The organism is Priestia sp. P1_B12_1 (genome assembly GCF_056406695.1).
Genome location: NZ_JBFTZR010000003.1, coordinates 661,577 through 677,849, shown reverse-complemented (window position 1 = coordinate 677,849; position 16,273 = coordinate 661,577). Strand labels below are relative to the sequence as shown.

Here is a 16,273-nt window from a genome sequence, read left to right as displayed (position 1 = left end):
GTAAAACATGTCGGTTGGTTAAGAAAAACATCCACAAAAATGGGATTCGTTATTACATAAAATCAGACCTCTGTTTTTATAAAAATAAATAGAATTTGAGAAAAGGAGAATGAGGATGGACATATTGGATGCAAAAGTAGTGAATACAAAGTACGGTTTAGAAACATATCTGGATGTATCAGAAAGCGTAGAAATAAAAGAAATTCATATGCCGAGTTCAGAGAACCAATCTCATAAAATTAAATTTGGAATCAAGTATTTTCTTTTAAGAGAAGGAAAGTATTACGATAGCCAAAAAGGTTATTTTTGGCTTTGTATGAATCACGATTTTAGCAGCCTTATGCTGAGTGAAACGGAAACAGAGAGTTTGTTTGCAGTTAAAAGTGAAGAAGAAAGAGAAGCAACAAAAACGCTGTTAGCAGAATGGTTTATCCAAACGAATGCGTACAAAGAAGTCATCAACGAATGTATCCATCAGATTAAAACGGAGAATATTCGTACAGAGGAAGACATCGAAGACCGAGTAGACGCTATACAATTTTTAGAAAAATTAAAGGTATTAACTGCAAAAGAGATTGAAAACGCTTCTATAGAAAATCTATATGCCCTGCAGCAAATTGGCTAGGCTATAGTTCGCGCAAGTTGAAATGCAGATTGATGTATAACAATAAGGAGGAATAGTGAGATGAAATTTTTTATTGATACAGCAAACCTTGAGGATATTAAGAAAGCATACAAAGTAGGTGTTCTAGCTGGTGTGACAACCAATCCATCTTTAGTAGCAAAAGAAGGCGTAAGATTTGAAGACCGCATCGAAGAAATCCTTCAAATGGTACCTGAAGTTGAATCCGTTTCCGCTGAGGTAAAGCCTGACGCACTTTCTGCTGAAGACATGATTGCTCAAGCTGAAGAACTGATTAAAATTAACGACGGAGATAAAAATATTACGATTAAGCTCCCTATGACATTGGCTGGCTTGGAAGCGACGCGCTATCTTGCAAAAAAAGGCGTAAAAACAAATGTAACCCTAATCTTTACAGTAAACCAAGCGCTTTTAGCAGCTCGTGCTGGAGCGACGTATGTTTCTCCGTTTTTAGGGCGTCTTGATGATATTTCAGAAGACGGGGTACAGCTGGTATCTAAAATTGCTGAGTTATTCCGTGTTCAAAACATCGACTCTCAAATTATTGCGGCATCTGTAAGACATCCGGATCATGTAACGCGTGTAGCACTTGCAGGAGCCCATATTGCCACAATTCCATACGCTGTTATTGAGCAATTAGCAAAACATCCGTTAACTGACCAAGGAATGGAAAAATTTGCAGCAGATTGGGAAAAAGCAGTTAAAGCTTAAAAAAAAGTTATATCAATAAAAAAAGCTTGGGGTAAGCATAGCTTATTCCAAGCTTTTTATCGTTTAACTAGCTAATTTCTTTTTACGTAAACGCTCTAAGCGTCGCTGCACGCTATTTCTCGAACGCCCGAGCAGCTGCCCAATTTCTCGCTGATTGCGCTTTTCCTGATAAAACATACGCCACAATCTCGCATCTTCTTCTGCTGTCCACTTTTTATGCTCGTATTTAGGGCGTTTTACATAGTCTAGTTTTCTTTGTTCATTCACCCACGCCGGTTCTGGAATAAGCGTATTTTTAGGTATTTTAAAAAAGTTAAGGCACGATTTATTTTGTTCAGCCCACTTCCAAAAAGATTGAATGTCAATTCCCATAAATTTTCTGGTCTTGGCGATGATCATTTTATACGGTAGTTTCTCTTTATGAATCCACTTATAAATTGTATGAACATCTACTTCAAGGCAGGCTGCTAGTTCACACGCTGTAATGTGTCCTACGTGTGCTTTCGCTCCATACACTTCTAAACGGTTCAACCTCGATTCTAACGCTTGCACACTTCGCTGTAATTTAGCTGATATGTGTGAAAGAGGTTTTATCCCGTAATACCTTAGCAAATATTCGTCTTCTTGTACTGTCCATCTTCGCATCGCCGTTTTTCTTGTTAGTCCCAAAACTTTTATGCGCGTAGCAATAGAAGAAGGACTTCTGCCTAAGGAGTGTGCCATTTCACGGTTATTCATGATATCGATGTTCTCCTGCAAAAAAGCATCTTGTTCAAGCGTCCATTTTTTACGTAAAGCTGTATCCGAAGCACGAAGATTTAATCGAGTAAGTCGTTTATTAACCGATTCCTTGCTTCTATATAAATACTTACCCATCTCTTGAAGCGTCATCACGCCGTAATGTTCGATGAGAAACCTATCTTCTTCTTTTGTCCATCGCTTTTGATTTTTACTCACTGTTGTCTCACTCCAATTCACACGGAAAGCTCAAGATGAAAAGTTGCTAGCAATCTATTTTACGAATGAGCAGTGCCTATTCAGACTGATACTCACTGCGTTTTAGCCTATATATATTTTATCATATTTCTAGAGAAAAACCAAACGTACGTTCTCTTTTTATTTTAGTCATCATAAAAGGAATTAGAAAAATAGTTGGCTCCTTTAATAGAAGCGAATTATGGTAAAATTGACTATAATCTCTAAAGGATTTACATAACTGACAGCTCAGCTTCATTAGGTCGAGAAAGGGGAATTGATATGAATTTTAATTTAAAAGAAGCGATTGAAATACTTGGGCATACACCACAAACGCTCGAAAAACTTTTGTCTGGTCTATCTGCAGGGTGGCTGCAATGCAATGAAGGAGAAGGAACGTGGAATACCTCCGAAGTCATAGAACATTTAATAGAAGCAGAAAAAAACAATTGGATACCAAGGCTAGAATTTATCCTTCAAAAAGGTAAAGAGGGAGCTTTTCCTCCGTTTGACCGCTATGCCCATTTAAACAAGGAATCTGCTAGTTCTATTGAAGAGAAGCTTCTTGAATTCAAAAAGGTAAGAATACAGAATTTACATCAACTAAAGCTGCTAGTTAAGCACGAAAAACATCTGGAAGTGAGAGGAAAACACCCGGAGTTTGGGGAGGTAAAAGTGAGAGAACTGCTCTCGACTTGGGTTGCTCATGATTTAACGCATATTGCGCAAATTGTTCGAGTAATGGCAGAACGATATAGAGAAGATGTAGGACCTTGGGGAGAATACTTAGGAATACTGAAGAAATAGCAGTGACATACAGTGGCCAGCCTTTATCATTCAAGCTTGAATTAAGAAATGTACACGATTACAATAAAATGAGAATAATGAAGATTCAGGAAGGATTGCAGAGGGAACTATAACAACATATCCGATGTTTATAACATGTAGGGTCCGTTAAGCAATTTACGAATAAAAAGAGGATTGGACTGATTAAAAGTGAAAGTGAACTCAGAGAAATTTGGCGAACTAAACAATCAAGCTGTACATGCTTATACCTTATTAAATGATGAAGGGCTTAAAATCACCTGCCTTGACTATGGATGTGTAATATCAAATATTGAAATGCCGGATTCTGAAGGGAAGATTGAAAGTGTTGTATTGGGATTTGATTCAATAGAAGAATACCAAAAGTATTCTCCTTATTTCGGAGCTGTGGTCGGACGCGTAGCAGGGCGTATAGGTGGAGCAGCTTTTGAGCTTAATAATGAAACCTATCGTCTAGAGAAAAATGAAGGAAACAACCACTTGCATGGCGGATCAGAAGGATTTAGTCACAAAATATGGAATGCCAAAATAATTGAAGCAAGTGATCATGTAGGTGTTGAATTTACATATGTAAGTAAAGACGGAGAAGAAGGGTATCCCGGCAACCTTGAAGTGAAAGTTATGTATACATTAACGAATAAAAATGAGTTCCATATTTCTTATGAAGGAACAACAGATCAAGACACTCTTATCAATTTAACAAATCATACGTATTTCAATTTAAGCGGAAATCTAAAAGAAACGGTCTTGGATCATGTTTTGAAGATGAAAAGTAACGAATTCTTAGAGTTGAATGATGATCTTTTACCTACTGGAGAAACGATAAACGTCACAGATACTCCATTTGATTTTAGAGAAGGACATAGTCTCAAGGAAGGTGTGGACTCTACACATCCGCAAAATATATTAGTGGGTAAAGGATTCGATCATCCATTTCTTTTAGAAGCAGAAGCTGGAAATCAGATGTCATTATTTGATCCTGCAAGCGGCCGCAAAATAGAAGTCAAAACAGATCAGCCTTCAGTTGTTCTCTATACGGGAAATCACCTAGACGAAGAATTCAAAATTAGAGGAGTTCACTCAGAGAAATACCTCGGTGTTTGCCTAGAAACACAAGGTTTACCGGACGCTATTCATCATCAGGATTTTCCTTCTTGTGTATTAAAGCCCGGTGAGAAGTATGAAGCATACACTCACTATACATTTATAACTGATCGCAGCCTGTAACAAAACGGGATGATAAAAAGGATTACAAACGAGCCTCTGCCGATTGTAATCCTTTTTTATTGTTACTTTTTCTTTTGGCTTTTTGCACGATTAGCGTCAAGCTCAGCCGCATATTCTTCTTGAGACTTTCCTTGCTTTTGACTCTCAGACTGAATCTTTTTAAATTTGTTATCGTTTAAATTTGGCATGTTAGCACCTCCTTGCAGACAGGGTTATTTTGTACAAGCATTAAGGGTTTATATGCTGAAAGGTTTTAATGAACTTGGTTAGAAATTTCGCTTAATGCTGCACCAGCTTCATCAACATATACGTTCACTGTTGCAAGGTCGCCGATTGCGCAGATTCCAACCATATTATTATTCTCCACTACAATAATGCGGCGGATTTGATGGTCAGCCATCATACGTGCACACTCGTGAATATCCGTATCCGGAGAACACGTAATTACATCTTTAGTCATACAATCATGGCAATGTACAGTGTTGCAATCTTTTCCATCCGCCACGCAGTTTAACACGATATCACGGTCTGTGATCATTCCCATTACTCGATTTTCTTGACACACCGGCACAGAGCCACAATTAATATCACGCATTAATTTTGCAGCAGCTGTTACTGGGTCGTGCGGTGCACAAGCTTTCACATCTTTAGTCATAACTTCACGTACTGTAGTCATTTTTAATTCCTCCTTTTAAACATTCACCTCCGTATTTTCTCCATGCACATGCAGAATATGAGAATCAATAATTTCCTGAAAGCAAAAAATCTTGTAATAAAAGGGGAATAAAAAAACTAACGCAGTGTAATAAGCACATAAAAAAGAGCCTATTACACAAACTAAAGAGGATATGATCTAGCTTACATTTTCGTAACGGCAGGAGTTGGGTACATAATGAAAGGAAAGTTAACGCTTTTGGCAGTACTTTTATTGCCTTGGCTGTCTATAGTAAAAGTTGATAAATTTGTCTTCAAAAGATACCTACCTGTTTTAACATTTAGTTCATTAGTTATTGCTTTTATAAGTGAGTTATCTAAAAGCTTTACTTGGTGGAAAGTGAGAAAACCTCTTTTTCCTAAACTTTCAAGCGACATTTCTTTTATCTTTGGACCTTTTTTTATAGCTAATTTTTGGGTATTCAAGCTCACTTATGGAAATTTCAAAAAATATTTGCTGATTAACGTTCTATTTGATTATCTATTTGCTTATCCTTTGACGAGTCTGGCAGAAAAACTAAAGGTATACAAAATGGTCAACATGACGCGTTTTCAACTTTTTGTCATCTCGATTGCGACTGCTCTTATTAATTATTTTTATCAGCATTTTATAGAAGATGTATTAAGGCAGAGAAGGCAATAGTTGAACCAGCTCATCGTCACTTAAATTTCGGCACTGTCTGCTTTAAATCATATTAACAGCCTCCTAAACTTGGTACATAAATAATTAAACGAGATAATAAAGGAAAAGAGAAACATGAGAGAAGATAGACTTCTTTCATGTTTCTCTACTTTGTCATGCACATAGACTTTATTTGTAAACCGCCATCGGCAAATACGTTAAAGATTGACCGGTAGCTGAAGCTGTTAAATTCGATTCTAATTCAAAATCTTCAAATGGTTCGATATGAGAAAAGGCCTCTAAAAAGGCTTCTAATATGATTGTCATTTCAAGTCGGGCAAGAGGGGCGCCCAAGCAAAAATGAGGTCCGTTCCCAAACGTTAAGTGTTTTTTATTAGTTTGGCGGTGAATGTCTACAGAAAAAGGGTTTTTAAACATATTTTCATCCATATTACATGCGCTCATCCACGCAATAACGACATCTCCTTTTTTTAGCTTAACACCTAATAGCTCGTTATCTTGTTTAACCGTCCGATCTCGTCTGGAGATGTGAAACCGATATCGAAGCATTTCTTCTACTGCTTTTGGAGCTAATTCTCTATTGTTTCTCAGCTCGCTGTATAACGACTTGTCGTCATATAAAAAAGAATAAAACATATTTGCAATGGCGTGACTTGTGGTTTCAACTCCTGCACCTAAAAGCAGCATGGTAGCGTGTACAATTTCTTCATCTGTGAATGTTTCACCATCAACTTCGGCTTGAATTAAGTCTGAGATAATATCATCAGAAAGGTTGGAGCGCTTTTCAATGACAATCGGGTAGAGGTATTGAAAATATTCAGCTCCTGCACGTTGCTTTTCTTGTTCAATCTCTTCTAATCTTTCTTGGTCATAAGGCTGAAACAGAATATCTACCCATTTTTTGAACTGATATCGGTCTTTTACCGGTACGCCGAATAGATCTGCTATAACTAAACTAGGAAAAGGAGAAGATAAATCGTCAACAATATTAATAGTTGAATTCTTTTGTATCGCTTCTACAAGGTCTGCTGCAATTTGTTTGATTCGCGGTTCCCAGTTCTTTAAACTGCGAGGAGTAAAGGCTGCAGCAAGCAAAGATCTCGCTTTCCGGTGGTCAGGAGGATCTAAGTTTGTAAGATTGGTAATTGGAGATGTGCTTTTTTTCTTACTATTATCTCCAACAAAAATAGTGGTTCTTTGCCCATCACTTGAAAAAAATTCGTAGTTGCTCAAGACTTGTTTAACATGGTCGTATTGGAATACATTCCATGTGTTTGTTTCTTCATGAAAATAAACAGGGTAGTTGTTCAGCATTTCTTTATACCAGTGGATAGGGAAAAACTCTTCTGCACGTGATTGGAATTTTGGGATTTCTGTAACGGGAATGACTTCTTTGTTCATATGATCTTATTCCTCCTTCAGAATAGGTATAAATTTGGAATCTACTAGCTACATAGCGCTTAGTAGTTGTTACTTGCTAGATATAAATAATTACTTTGTTGAATTAATGTATACACATAGTACATTTTTATACTACATGTATAAAAATGTACTAATAGTATATAATTATTTTTAGTTGTTTATCAAGGAAAAAGGATAAAATTCACGTAGGAAAAGGCAGATAAGTTATACTAAATAAAAAGTAAATTGTAAACAGAGGAGTAGCAGCAATGAATCAAAAACAGCTCGATATTTTAGGGCATACGCACCAGCTTTTTATGGAAAAAGGATACGTAGACACTTCGGTACAAGATATATTAGAAAGAAGCGGTATTTCAAAAGGAACATTTTATAAATATTTTTCATCTAAAAGCGAACTGCTTCTCTCATTACTTTCGTCTTTGCAAGAATCACTTATTCTACAAAGAGAAAAAGTAGCTATTGAATATAAAGGAGATAATCAGAAGGTATTTGAAGAACAGATAATTTTTATGCTGAACTTTGCAGAACAAAACAAAATTCCTGAAATGATTGAAAGTACACTCGTTTTAAATGAAGTCAAGACATTTCAATATATAGAGGAGTTAAAAGCAGCAACATTCAACTGGATATATGAACGCTTTCAGGAGATTTTCCCGTCTAAGACTTCTCCTTATTTATTTGATGGAGCCGTGCTGCTAGAAGGAATGCTTAACAATATATTTAAAATGAATAAAGCACTAAACTATCCATTGCCTATCGAACAAATCGTCACTTATTGTATGAAGCGTACAGAGGAAATCGTAATCAAAGTAGCAGAACAAAAAGAACAGTTATTTAATCCTTCCGTTTACTCTGCGGTATTTAATGAGAAAACAGAAAGTCATTTTTCGACTGAGCTTACGCGCGTAACCGCGAAGTTAAAACGGGTGATTGAAAATAAACTAACAAATGAAGAGGAACAAAAGAAGAGTCTGGAATTTGTGACGTTTATATCTGATGAATTACTGCAAAATGATACGGAGCCTCGCACATTTATTATTCAGAGTTCTCTTTTATCGCTAGAGAAAATCAATACTCTCGCACAGACCAAAGAGTTACAGGAATATAAAGAAGTCATAACTACTCTGACAAGACATGCTTCATAATTTGAAAAGCAGGTAAATTAACCCAAAAGGCAAGACTCTCCGTAGTTTAGAAAAGAGCAGGTTGCCAATAACATATAAACAGCCAGTTGCCGTTATGATAGGTGACTGGCTGCATGGGATGGAAAAGGTGGCGGAGACAGACATAACACTCTTATTAGAAGAGGGTAATTCTTTCCCTTTTATAGAAAATCAATTAATCGAAAATAGCTGCTTCATTATTAAGATCAAACGTGATATAGTTTGCTAACCTTTGCGTTCACTTAACTAACTTATAGGGGTAACACTTAAAAAAGAATCAATAACGATAGAAACCGCTCCTAAAGCAGGTGCATTTTTTCCTAACGAAGAAGGCAATAGTTCACATTTATTGTCTAAATGAGAATGAACTCTAGAAGAAACTTCGTTTTTAATCGTATTTAAAACAATGGGATGAGATTCAATTATATGATTTCTCAAGATAACAGCTTCTACATCAAATGTATTAAGAATATTGGTTAATCCAATTCCGATATAAAAGCCAAAGTTTTGAAGTGCATTTAAGATTTCTACATCATTTTTATTTGCACGTTCCACAATCTCTTTTCGAGAAATATTCTTTTCTTCTTTAGAGAGCGAAGCCAGTAACGCTTTTTCAGAAGCATATAATTCCCAACAGCCCCGATTTCCACAGCTACATTTGGGGCCATTAAAATCTATCGTCATATGACCCATTTCCCCAGAAAAACCCTGAACACCTTTATACAATTCGTTATTAATAACAAGTCCAGTTCCAATTCCTACATTAATACTGATGTAAACGATGTTTTCATAGTTTTTTGTCATACCAAATACTTTTTCACCGTATGCTCCTGCATTAGCTTCATTTTCAACAAAAACCGGAACATTAAACTCACTCTCAATTAAAAGCTGCAAATCTTTGATATTCCAATTTAAGTTAGGCATAAAAATAATTTGCTGATGACGATCTACAAGACCTGGAACACAAATCCCTATTCCCACTAGACCATAAGGGGACTCAGGCATATGGGTTACAAAACCATGGATAAGTGCACATAAAATCTCTTTTACTTCACTAGCAGAAGAACTAGACAAGTCAGAAGTCTTCTCAAGAATAATATTTCCTTCTAAGTCGGTTAGAATTCCGTTAAGATAGTCGACTCCTATATCGATACCGATCGAGTAGCCTGCATTCTTATTAAAAACAAGCATTACAGGTCTTCTGCCGCCTCTGGATTGCCCTGCCCCAATTTCAAAAATAAAATCTTTTTCAAGCAGTGTATTTACTTGAGAGGAGACAGTAGACTTGTTTAATCCTGTAATCTCAGAGAGAGTTGCCCTGGAGATAGGAGAGTTCTTTAAAATTTCATCTAATATTAATTTTTGATTCATTTTTTTTACTAAAGCTTGATCTGCAATTTGAATAATAACCACTCCTTTGTTTATCTATCAAACTAAGTTGGTGTTTTTTGAAGCTTGAATTAGATATTTAAAAGTATCATATCTAATATTATAACTAAATTTTCTAAAAAAAACATTGAAATAAATATTTATTTTGTATATGATGAAATAAAGTTAGTTTATTGGATAAACAAACTAACCGAATTAAGATAGTGGATGGATAAGCTTGTTCACTTAAATCAAAGGGGGAAATGACAAATGGTCCAAACTAGTACTAATAAAATTAATTATTTTGAAAGCGCAAACAAAGTTTTATACGAAGGTAAAGATTCTAAAAATCCTTTAGCTTTTAAATACTATAATCCTGAAGAAGTAGTAGGCGGTAAAACGATGAAAGATCAGCTGCGTTTTTCTATTGCTTACTGGCACACGTTTACGGCAGATGGTACGGATCCTTTTGGCGCGGCTACTATGCAAAGATCTTGGGATAGATATGATGGAATGGATTTAGCAAAAGCTAGAGTTGAGGCAGCTTTTCAACTTTTTGAAACATTAAATGTTCCATTCTTTGCATTTCATGATCGAGACATTGCTCCTGAGGGCAGTACGTTGCAAGAAACAAATAAAAATCTTGATGTTATCGTCACTATGATCAAAGAATATATGCAAACAAGTAACGTAAAGCTATTATGGAACACAGCGAATATGTTTACAAATCCCCGGTTCGTTCATGGTGCAGCTACTTCTTGTAATGCAGATGTATTTGCTTATGCGGCGGCTCAAGTAAAAAAGGGGCTTGAAACAGCAAAAGAACTAGGCGCAGAAAATTATGTATTCTGGGGCGGCCGTGAGGGATATGAAACACTGCTTAACACGAATTTACAGTTAGAGTTAGATAACTTAGCTAGATTTATGCATATGGCTGTAGATTACGCAACCGAAATTGGATATACGGGGCAGTTTTTAATTGAACCTAAACCTAAAGAGCCTACGACACATCAGTATGATACCGATGCAGCAACAACTATTTCATTTTTAAGACAATACGGATTAGATAAATACTTCAAACTTAATCTAGAAGCTAACCACGCAACGTTAGCTGGGCATACATTTGAACACGAATTACGAGTAGCTAGAGTACAAGGCTTCTTAGGATCGGTGGATGCAAACCAAGGTGACCCTCTTTTAGGCTGGGATACAGATGAATTCCCAACGGATTTATATTCTACAACGCTAGCAATGTATGAAATCCTGCAAAATGGAGGGCTGGGAAGCGGAGGATTAAACTTTGATGCCAAAGTACGCAGAGGTTCTTTTGAACAAGACGATTTACTCTATGCTCATGTAGCAGGAATGGATGCGTTTGCTCGAGGATTGAAAGTAGCACATAAATTAGTAGAAGATCGTGTTTTCGAAAACGTTATCAACGAGCGCTACAGCAGCTTTAAAGAGGGAATTGGGCTTGAGATTGTGGAAGGAAAAGCTAACTTCCATACACTGGAGCAGTACGCGTTTAAAAATCCGAATATTGTGAATAAATCAGGAAGACAAGAACGATTAAAGGCCATTTTAAATCAATATATTTTGGAAGTTTAAAGGACAAACGAGAGTAGAAACAATTCTACTCTCGTTTATAAACGCGGAGGTATCAAGATGAAATATGTAATTGGAATTGATCTAGGAACAAGTGCGGTAAAAACGGTTTTAGTTGATACAAAAGGCGAGATTTGCGCTGTGGTTTCTAAAAATTATCCTCTCCTTCATGAAAAAACAGGGTATAGCGAACAGAATCCTGAAGAATGGGTGCAGCAGACGGCTAGTGCTTTAAATGAATTAATTGCTAACGCTAATATAAAACCCGAAGATATAGAAGGAATTAGTTATTCTGGACAAATGCATGGCCTTGTGCTGCTGGATGAAAACTATAACCTATTACGTAACGCTATTTTGTGGAATGACACAAGAACAACAGAACAATGTCATCACCTCTATAAAGTGATTGGAGAAAAACGTCTTTTAGAAATAACAAAAAACCAGGCTTTAGAAGGATTTACTCTTCCTAAGTTATTGTGGGTAAAAGAGTATGAACCGGAGATATTTGAAAAAACAGCTGTATTTATGCTACCCAAAGACTATTTGCGTTTTAAGATGACTGGCTTTATTCATAGTGAGTATTCAGATGCTGCCGGTACATTATTATTAAACATCAGCAAGAAAAAATGGGATGGTGAGCTTTGCCAATTAGTAGGAGTCAATATTAACCTTTGTCCGCCCCTAGTCGAATCTAGTGAATGCATAGGCAATATTAGTGAATCATTCTCTCAAAAAACGGGGTTAGCTACTTCAACAAAAGTATTTGCAGGTGGAGCTGATAATGCTTGCGGAGCAATTGGCGCCGGCATTTTATCGCCAGGGGAAACACTATGTAGCATTGGGACATCGGGTGTTGTTCTTTCTTATGAGGAACGAAGCGATAGAGACTTTAATGGAAAAGTCCATTATTTTAATCATGGAAAAGAAAATGCCTTTTATACGATGGGCGTTACGCTATCTGCGGGTCACAGTTTAAGCTGGTTTAAGGAAAATTTCGCAGAAAACGACACGTTTGAAGAATTGTTGGCTGACCTAAAAAATGTACCAATCGGATCAAACGGCCTTTTATTTACCCCTTACTTAGTTGGGGAACGTACACCCCATGCAGATGCTACGATTCGGGGAAGTTTTATAGGAATGGACGCCTCTCATAAAAAGAGAGACTTTACGCGAGCAGTTATTGAAGGTATTACGTTTTCATTAAGTGAATCAATTGAAATCTTTCGAGAAAGCGGAAAGGAAATTACGTCTATTGTATCAATTGGCGGAGGAGCAAAAAATGATCATTGGCTTCAAATTCAAGCAGACGTTTTTAATGCAAAAATCGTAAAGTTGTCTACTGAACAAGGCCCAGCGTTAGGAGCAGCCATGCTAGCAGCTTATGGCTGTGGCTGGTATAACTCATTGGAAGAGTGTGCAAACGTATTTATTACCTCGTCGAAAACATATTATCCTAATGCAGAACATGTACAAGTCTATAAACAGCTTTATGAATTATATAAAGAAGTCTACCTTCAAACAAACGACTTAAGTAAAAAGCTAGGCGAATTTAAAAGGAAATAATAGGTTGCAAAATATGCAACCTTCCTTTAAAAAAGAGCTTCATATGAAAGTAGCTTGTATCAATTGATTATGGTTGTATATCGATATACCTGACACAAAAGGAAGTATAGAAAATGCTGTAGTAAGATTTGATTCACTAGAAAAATACGTACATTGGAGGGGAGGATAAGAGCAGTTAGTCGAATAGACGACGAAAATTTCTTTTGTGTTCCAAGAATTTGAAAACGCATTCAAATAAGTGCGAACTCAGTTAGAAATAGAACTTCTACTGTTACTGTTACTTTTAACTAACTGCTTTTAACAACGCATGAAACAAAATCGAAACTCATTATATATTTTTTCTATTACCTTAGTTGCCGCTATCGGAGGGTTACTGTTTGGATATGATACAGCTGTAATATCTGGAGCTGAAGAATCATTAAAGGTGTATCTTATTGACAGCTTAGGGTTAGGATCTTTAGCACATGGTGTTACTGTATCAAGTGCTTTAATAGGATGTATTATTGGAGGATTGGTATCTGGTTATTTTGCGACGAAACTAGGACGCAAACAATCACTTATACTAGCAGCTATTCTTTTTATAGTCTCAGCGTTAGGCGCTTCTTATCCTGAGTTTTTATTTTTCACAAAAGGGGAACCGACACTCTCTTTGTTACTTGCTTTTAACTTCTACCGTATTATAGGTGGGATTGGTGTTGGCTTAGCATCAGCCATTTGTCCCATCTATATAGGAGAAATTGCACCGGCAGATATTCGCGGCAGATTGGTATCGTTCAATCAATTTATGATTATTTTTGGAATGTTAGTCGTTTACTTCGTGAATTGGGGTATTGCAAATGGGGAAACCTTAGAATGGATTAATGATGTAGGTTGGAGATACATGTTTGCTTCAGGAGCCATTCCAGCTTTACTCTTTGCAGCACTCTTGTTTTTAGTTCCTGAAACGCCTCGCTACTTAGCTATACAGAATCAAGATCAAAAAGCTTTAGCCATACTAACTAAAATTAATGGATCTTCAGAAGCGAAATCAATTTTAGAAGATATTAAACAAACAATTTCTACCAATGTTTCGTCTGAAAAATTATTGGCATATGGAAAATTAGTTATCGTTGTCGGTATACTGCTTTCTGTATTTCAACAGTTTGTAGGAATCAATGTAGCTCTATATTATGCTCCGCGTATTTTTGAAAGCATGGGAGCAGCTAAAGGGTCTTCTATGCTGCAAACCATTATTATGGGATTAGTAAACGTTATTTTTACAGTAATTGCAATTTTGACGGTTGATCGTTTGGGAAGAAAACCTTTATTAATAACAGGGTCTATCGGAATGGCCATTGGAATGTTCGGTGTAGCAAGCATGGCTTTTTCAAACATCATTGGTATAGGGACGCTTGTATTTATCATTATTTATACAGCTTCCTTTATGATGTCATGGGGACCAATTTGTTGGGTGCTCATTTCAGAGATTTTTCCTAATAAAATTAGAGGTCGTGCTGTAGCTATTGCCGTAGCTGCTCAGTGGGCGGCTAACTATTTTATTTCCTCTACATATCCCGTGATGATGGAATATAGCGGAGGATTAACATATGGTTTTTACGGTTTAATGAGTATACTTTCTGCTTTGTTTGTCTGGAAATTTGTTCCTGAAACAAAAGGTAAAACTCTCGAACAAATGGAAAATATGTGGAGAAAAAAACTAGGGGCTTCAAAGAGTAAGAAGGCCATATAACCATTGAGCTTTTACTTAGAGAATAGATGAATATAAAAATTTCAAAAACACCTAAACTATCTTTAGGTGTTTTTAATATGTAATCTTTATGAAGAAAGTGAATAGCTTTTTTAAAAAATATTGCTATAGTGATAAGTCTCTTTGAAAATAGAAATATAGTTTTCTTTATGAGGAGTGTTTCATCGTAAATATAAATAACGGTGCAATGAATTTACAAAAAATCTGGGGGCATCCACTATATACGGAATATCCTAAAGAATTAAAGTAGATCATGCTTCATGGGTTCCCACTTATCAAAATCAGAAAATGATTGATTGGACGTTTCAGCAGGTCAAACAAGCAAATCAGTAAGTGTTAAAGCTCAATACTTCATCTAATACTTATGAAAAAACTCTTCCAGTTAATAAAAACTGGAAGAGTTTTTTACTTTTATTAGGCTAGTCACAAGGCAATGCTGACCCTCCTATTACACACCACATTTAACCAAATATGTGACAAAATTATGGTAAAGCCATTTAAACTAGATAAAAATCGCTTCAAGTGTGATAAATATCACACCCTTTAACAACGCAACATGATAATTTTTTAGGAGTAAGCAATATGTCATGACAAACTTCAATATGTTAGGAGGTTTTTAGCCTTTTGATCTGTTGAGATGCTTCTCTAATATGAACGTTTATATACCATTATTATGTACAGAGATTTAGAGGAAGGGAGCCTGAACTTAGGTGAGAAAGCAAAAATCAATGCATATTAGCAAGTTAATCATTCTCTCCGTATTCATCACAATTTTTTTAGCAGGCTGTGATAGTCGTTATTTGATTTTAAACCCGCAGGGGGCGGTGGCTCAAAAAGAATACCAGTTAATTATTTTTTCAATAATTTTATGCACAATTGTTGTTATTCCTGTTTTAGGTCTGCTTGTGTATATCGTTTTACGCTACCGTGATAAGCCTGGAAACAAGGCTCCGTATCGGCCAGACTGGGACGATAGCAAGCGTCTTGAATTTATTTGGTGGGGCGTCCCCATTATTATTATTGGTATTTTAGGTTTCGCTACGGCCAGAACAACGTATGACTTAGTAGATCCGCCGCAAAAAGATGTAAAGCCGCTAACGATTGAAGTAACGTCTCTTGACTGGAAATGGTTATTTCAATATCCGGATCAAGATATTGCGACAGTGAACTATGTCAACATTCCAAAAGATGTGCCCGTTCAATTCGTGCTAACGTCAGATGCACCTATGAATTCTTTTTGGGTACCGGAGTTGGGAGGACAATTATATACCATGCCGGGAATGGCAATGGGGCTTTGGCTGCAAGCTGATCACAAGGGAGAATATTTTGGTTCGGGTGCGAATTTTACGGGTGAAGGATTCGCTCATATGAATTTTAAAGTTAAATCTACATCGACAAAAGAATTTAATCAGTGGGTAAAGCAAGTGAAAGAAACATCACCAGCTTTAACAAAAGCTGATTATAACAGTCTTGCCAAACAAGGTCTTTCTCTAGAAAAATCGTATTCTACCATTCCTAAAGGCTTATTTCAAGAAATTGTCATTAAAAACGGTGGTCAATATTATAGTCAGCATCACCATATGAAAAATGAAGACATGAAGACTATGAATGTGGCTTCTGAAGAACAAGTACATGCACAGCACGAGCACCAGGAAGGAGGAAAATAA

15 protein-coding genes are annotated in these 16,273 nt (G+C 36.4%); 10 read left to right on the top strand and 5 right to left on the bottom strand.

What is annotated here, in order from left to right; genetic code table 11:
* The first annotated feature begins 115 nt into the window (after positions 1–115).
* Together AC1D0Y_RS14430 and fsa are read left to right on the top strand one after the other, a co-directional pair.
* Positions 116–625: a hypothetical protein gene (locus AC1D0Y_RS14430; RefSeq protein ID WP_025749002.1), complete on the top strand. Its 510-nt coding sequence runs from the start codon at positions 116–118 to the stop codon at positions 623–625.
* Between the two features lie 60 nt (positions 626–685).
* The gene (fsa, locus tag AC1D0Y_RS14425; RefSeq protein ID WP_477707722.1) at positions 686–1,354 is read left to right on the top strand and encodes a fructose-6-phosphate aldolase; all 669 of its coding nucleotides are present in this window, start codon (positions 686–688) and stop codon (positions 1,352–1,354) included.
* Between the two features lie 63 nt (positions 1,355–1,417).
* Here the strand turns inward: fsa and AC1D0Y_RS14420 are convergent, their stop codons facing one another.
* A complete protein-coding gene (locus AC1D0Y_RS14420) occupies positions 1,418–2,311 on the bottom strand; it encodes a hypothetical protein (RefSeq protein ID WP_028408901.1) in 894 nt (297 codons plus the stop codon).
* 300 nt (positions 2,312–2,611) lie between these two features.
* Between AC1D0Y_RS14420 and AC1D0Y_RS14415 the strand changes: the two genes are divergently transcribed.
* Together AC1D0Y_RS14415 and AC1D0Y_RS14410 are read left to right on the top strand one after the other, a co-directional pair.
* Entirely contained in the window at positions 2,612–3,136 is a 525-nt protein-coding gene (locus tag AC1D0Y_RS14415; RefSeq protein ID WP_028408900.1) for a DinB family protein, read from the top strand.
* A gap of 189 nt (positions 3,137–3,325) precedes the next feature.
* On the top strand, positions 3,326–4,381 hold the full coding sequence (locus AC1D0Y_RS14410; protein WP_253352680.1) for an aldose epimerase family protein: 1,056 nt from the start codon (positions 3,326–3,328) through the stop codon (positions 4,379–4,381).
* A 62-nt stretch (positions 4,382–4,443) separates the two neighbouring features.
* On the opposite strand, the gene AC1D0Y_RS14405 is transcribed toward AC1D0Y_RS14410, so the two are convergent.
* Positions 4,444–4,569 (bottom strand): hypothetical protein, encoded by a 126-nt coding sequence (locus tag AC1D0Y_RS14405; RefSeq protein WP_013056562.1) that lies wholly within the window; start codon positions 4,567–4,569, stop codon positions 4,444–4,446.
* 65 nt (positions 4,570–4,634) lie between these two features.
* Complete coding sequence (locus AC1D0Y_RS14400; RefSeq protein ID WP_013056563.1) at positions 4,635–5,057, bottom strand: CBS domain-containing protein; 423 nt, start codon at positions 5,055–5,057, stop codon at positions 4,635–4,637.
* Positions 5,058–5,273: 216 nt separating this feature from the next.
* Between AC1D0Y_RS14400 and AC1D0Y_RS14395 the strand changes: the two genes are divergently transcribed.
* Positions 5,274–5,738, top strand: a complete 465-nt coding sequence (locus AC1D0Y_RS14395) for a hypothetical protein (protein WP_028408898.1) — start codon at positions 5,274–5,276, stop codon at positions 5,736–5,738.
* A gap of 168 nt (positions 5,739–5,906) precedes the next feature.
* On the opposite strand, the gene AC1D0Y_RS14390 is transcribed toward AC1D0Y_RS14395, so the two are convergent.
* Positions 5,907–7,139 (bottom strand): cytochrome P450, encoded by a 1,233-nt coding sequence (locus AC1D0Y_RS14390; protein ID WP_477707721.1) that lies wholly within the window; start codon positions 7,137–7,139, stop codon positions 5,907–5,909.
* Positions 7,140–7,408: 269 nt separating this feature from the next.
* Between AC1D0Y_RS14390 and AC1D0Y_RS14385 the strand changes: the two genes are divergently transcribed.
* A complete protein-coding gene (locus tag AC1D0Y_RS14385; RefSeq protein ID WP_060747477.1) occupies positions 7,409–8,305 on the top strand; it encodes a TetR/AcrR family transcriptional regulator in 897 nt (298 codons plus the stop codon).
* A 264-nt stretch (positions 8,306–8,569) separates the two neighbouring features.
* On the opposite strand, the gene xylR is transcribed toward AC1D0Y_RS14385, so the two are convergent.
* Positions 8,570–9,727 (bottom strand): transcriptional repressor XylR, encoded by a 1,158-nt coding sequence (gene xylR / locus AC1D0Y_RS14380; protein WP_477707728.1) that lies wholly within the window; start codon positions 9,725–9,727, stop codon positions 8,570–8,572.
* 234 nt (positions 9,728–9,961) lie between these two features.
* On the opposite strand from xylR, the gene xylA reads away from it, so the two are divergent.
* The 4 genes from xylA (at position 9,962) to AC1D0Y_RS14360 (ending at position 16,273) form a co-directional block, all read left to right on the top strand.
* On the top strand, positions 9,962–11,299 hold the full coding sequence (gene xylA / locus AC1D0Y_RS14375; protein WP_028408894.1) for a xylose isomerase: 1,338 nt from the start codon (positions 9,962–9,964) through the stop codon (positions 11,297–11,299).
* A gap of 57 nt (positions 11,300–11,356) precedes the next feature.
* Complete coding sequence (xylB, locus tag AC1D0Y_RS14370) at positions 11,357–12,859, top strand: xylulokinase (protein WP_330533369.1); 1,503 nt, start codon at positions 11,357–11,359, stop codon at positions 12,857–12,859.
* Positions 12,860–13,166: 307 nt separating this feature from the next.
* Positions 13,167–14,588: a D-xylose transporter XylE gene (gene xylE, locus AC1D0Y_RS14365; RefSeq protein WP_043981920.1), complete on the top strand. Its 1,422-nt coding sequence runs from the start codon at positions 13,167–13,169 to the stop codon at positions 14,586–14,588.
* A 746-nt stretch (positions 14,589–15,334) separates the two neighbouring features.
* On the top strand, positions 15,335–16,273 hold the full coding sequence (locus AC1D0Y_RS14360; protein WP_217599467.1) for a ubiquinol oxidase subunit II: 939 nt from the start codon (positions 15,335–15,337) through the stop codon (positions 16,271–16,273).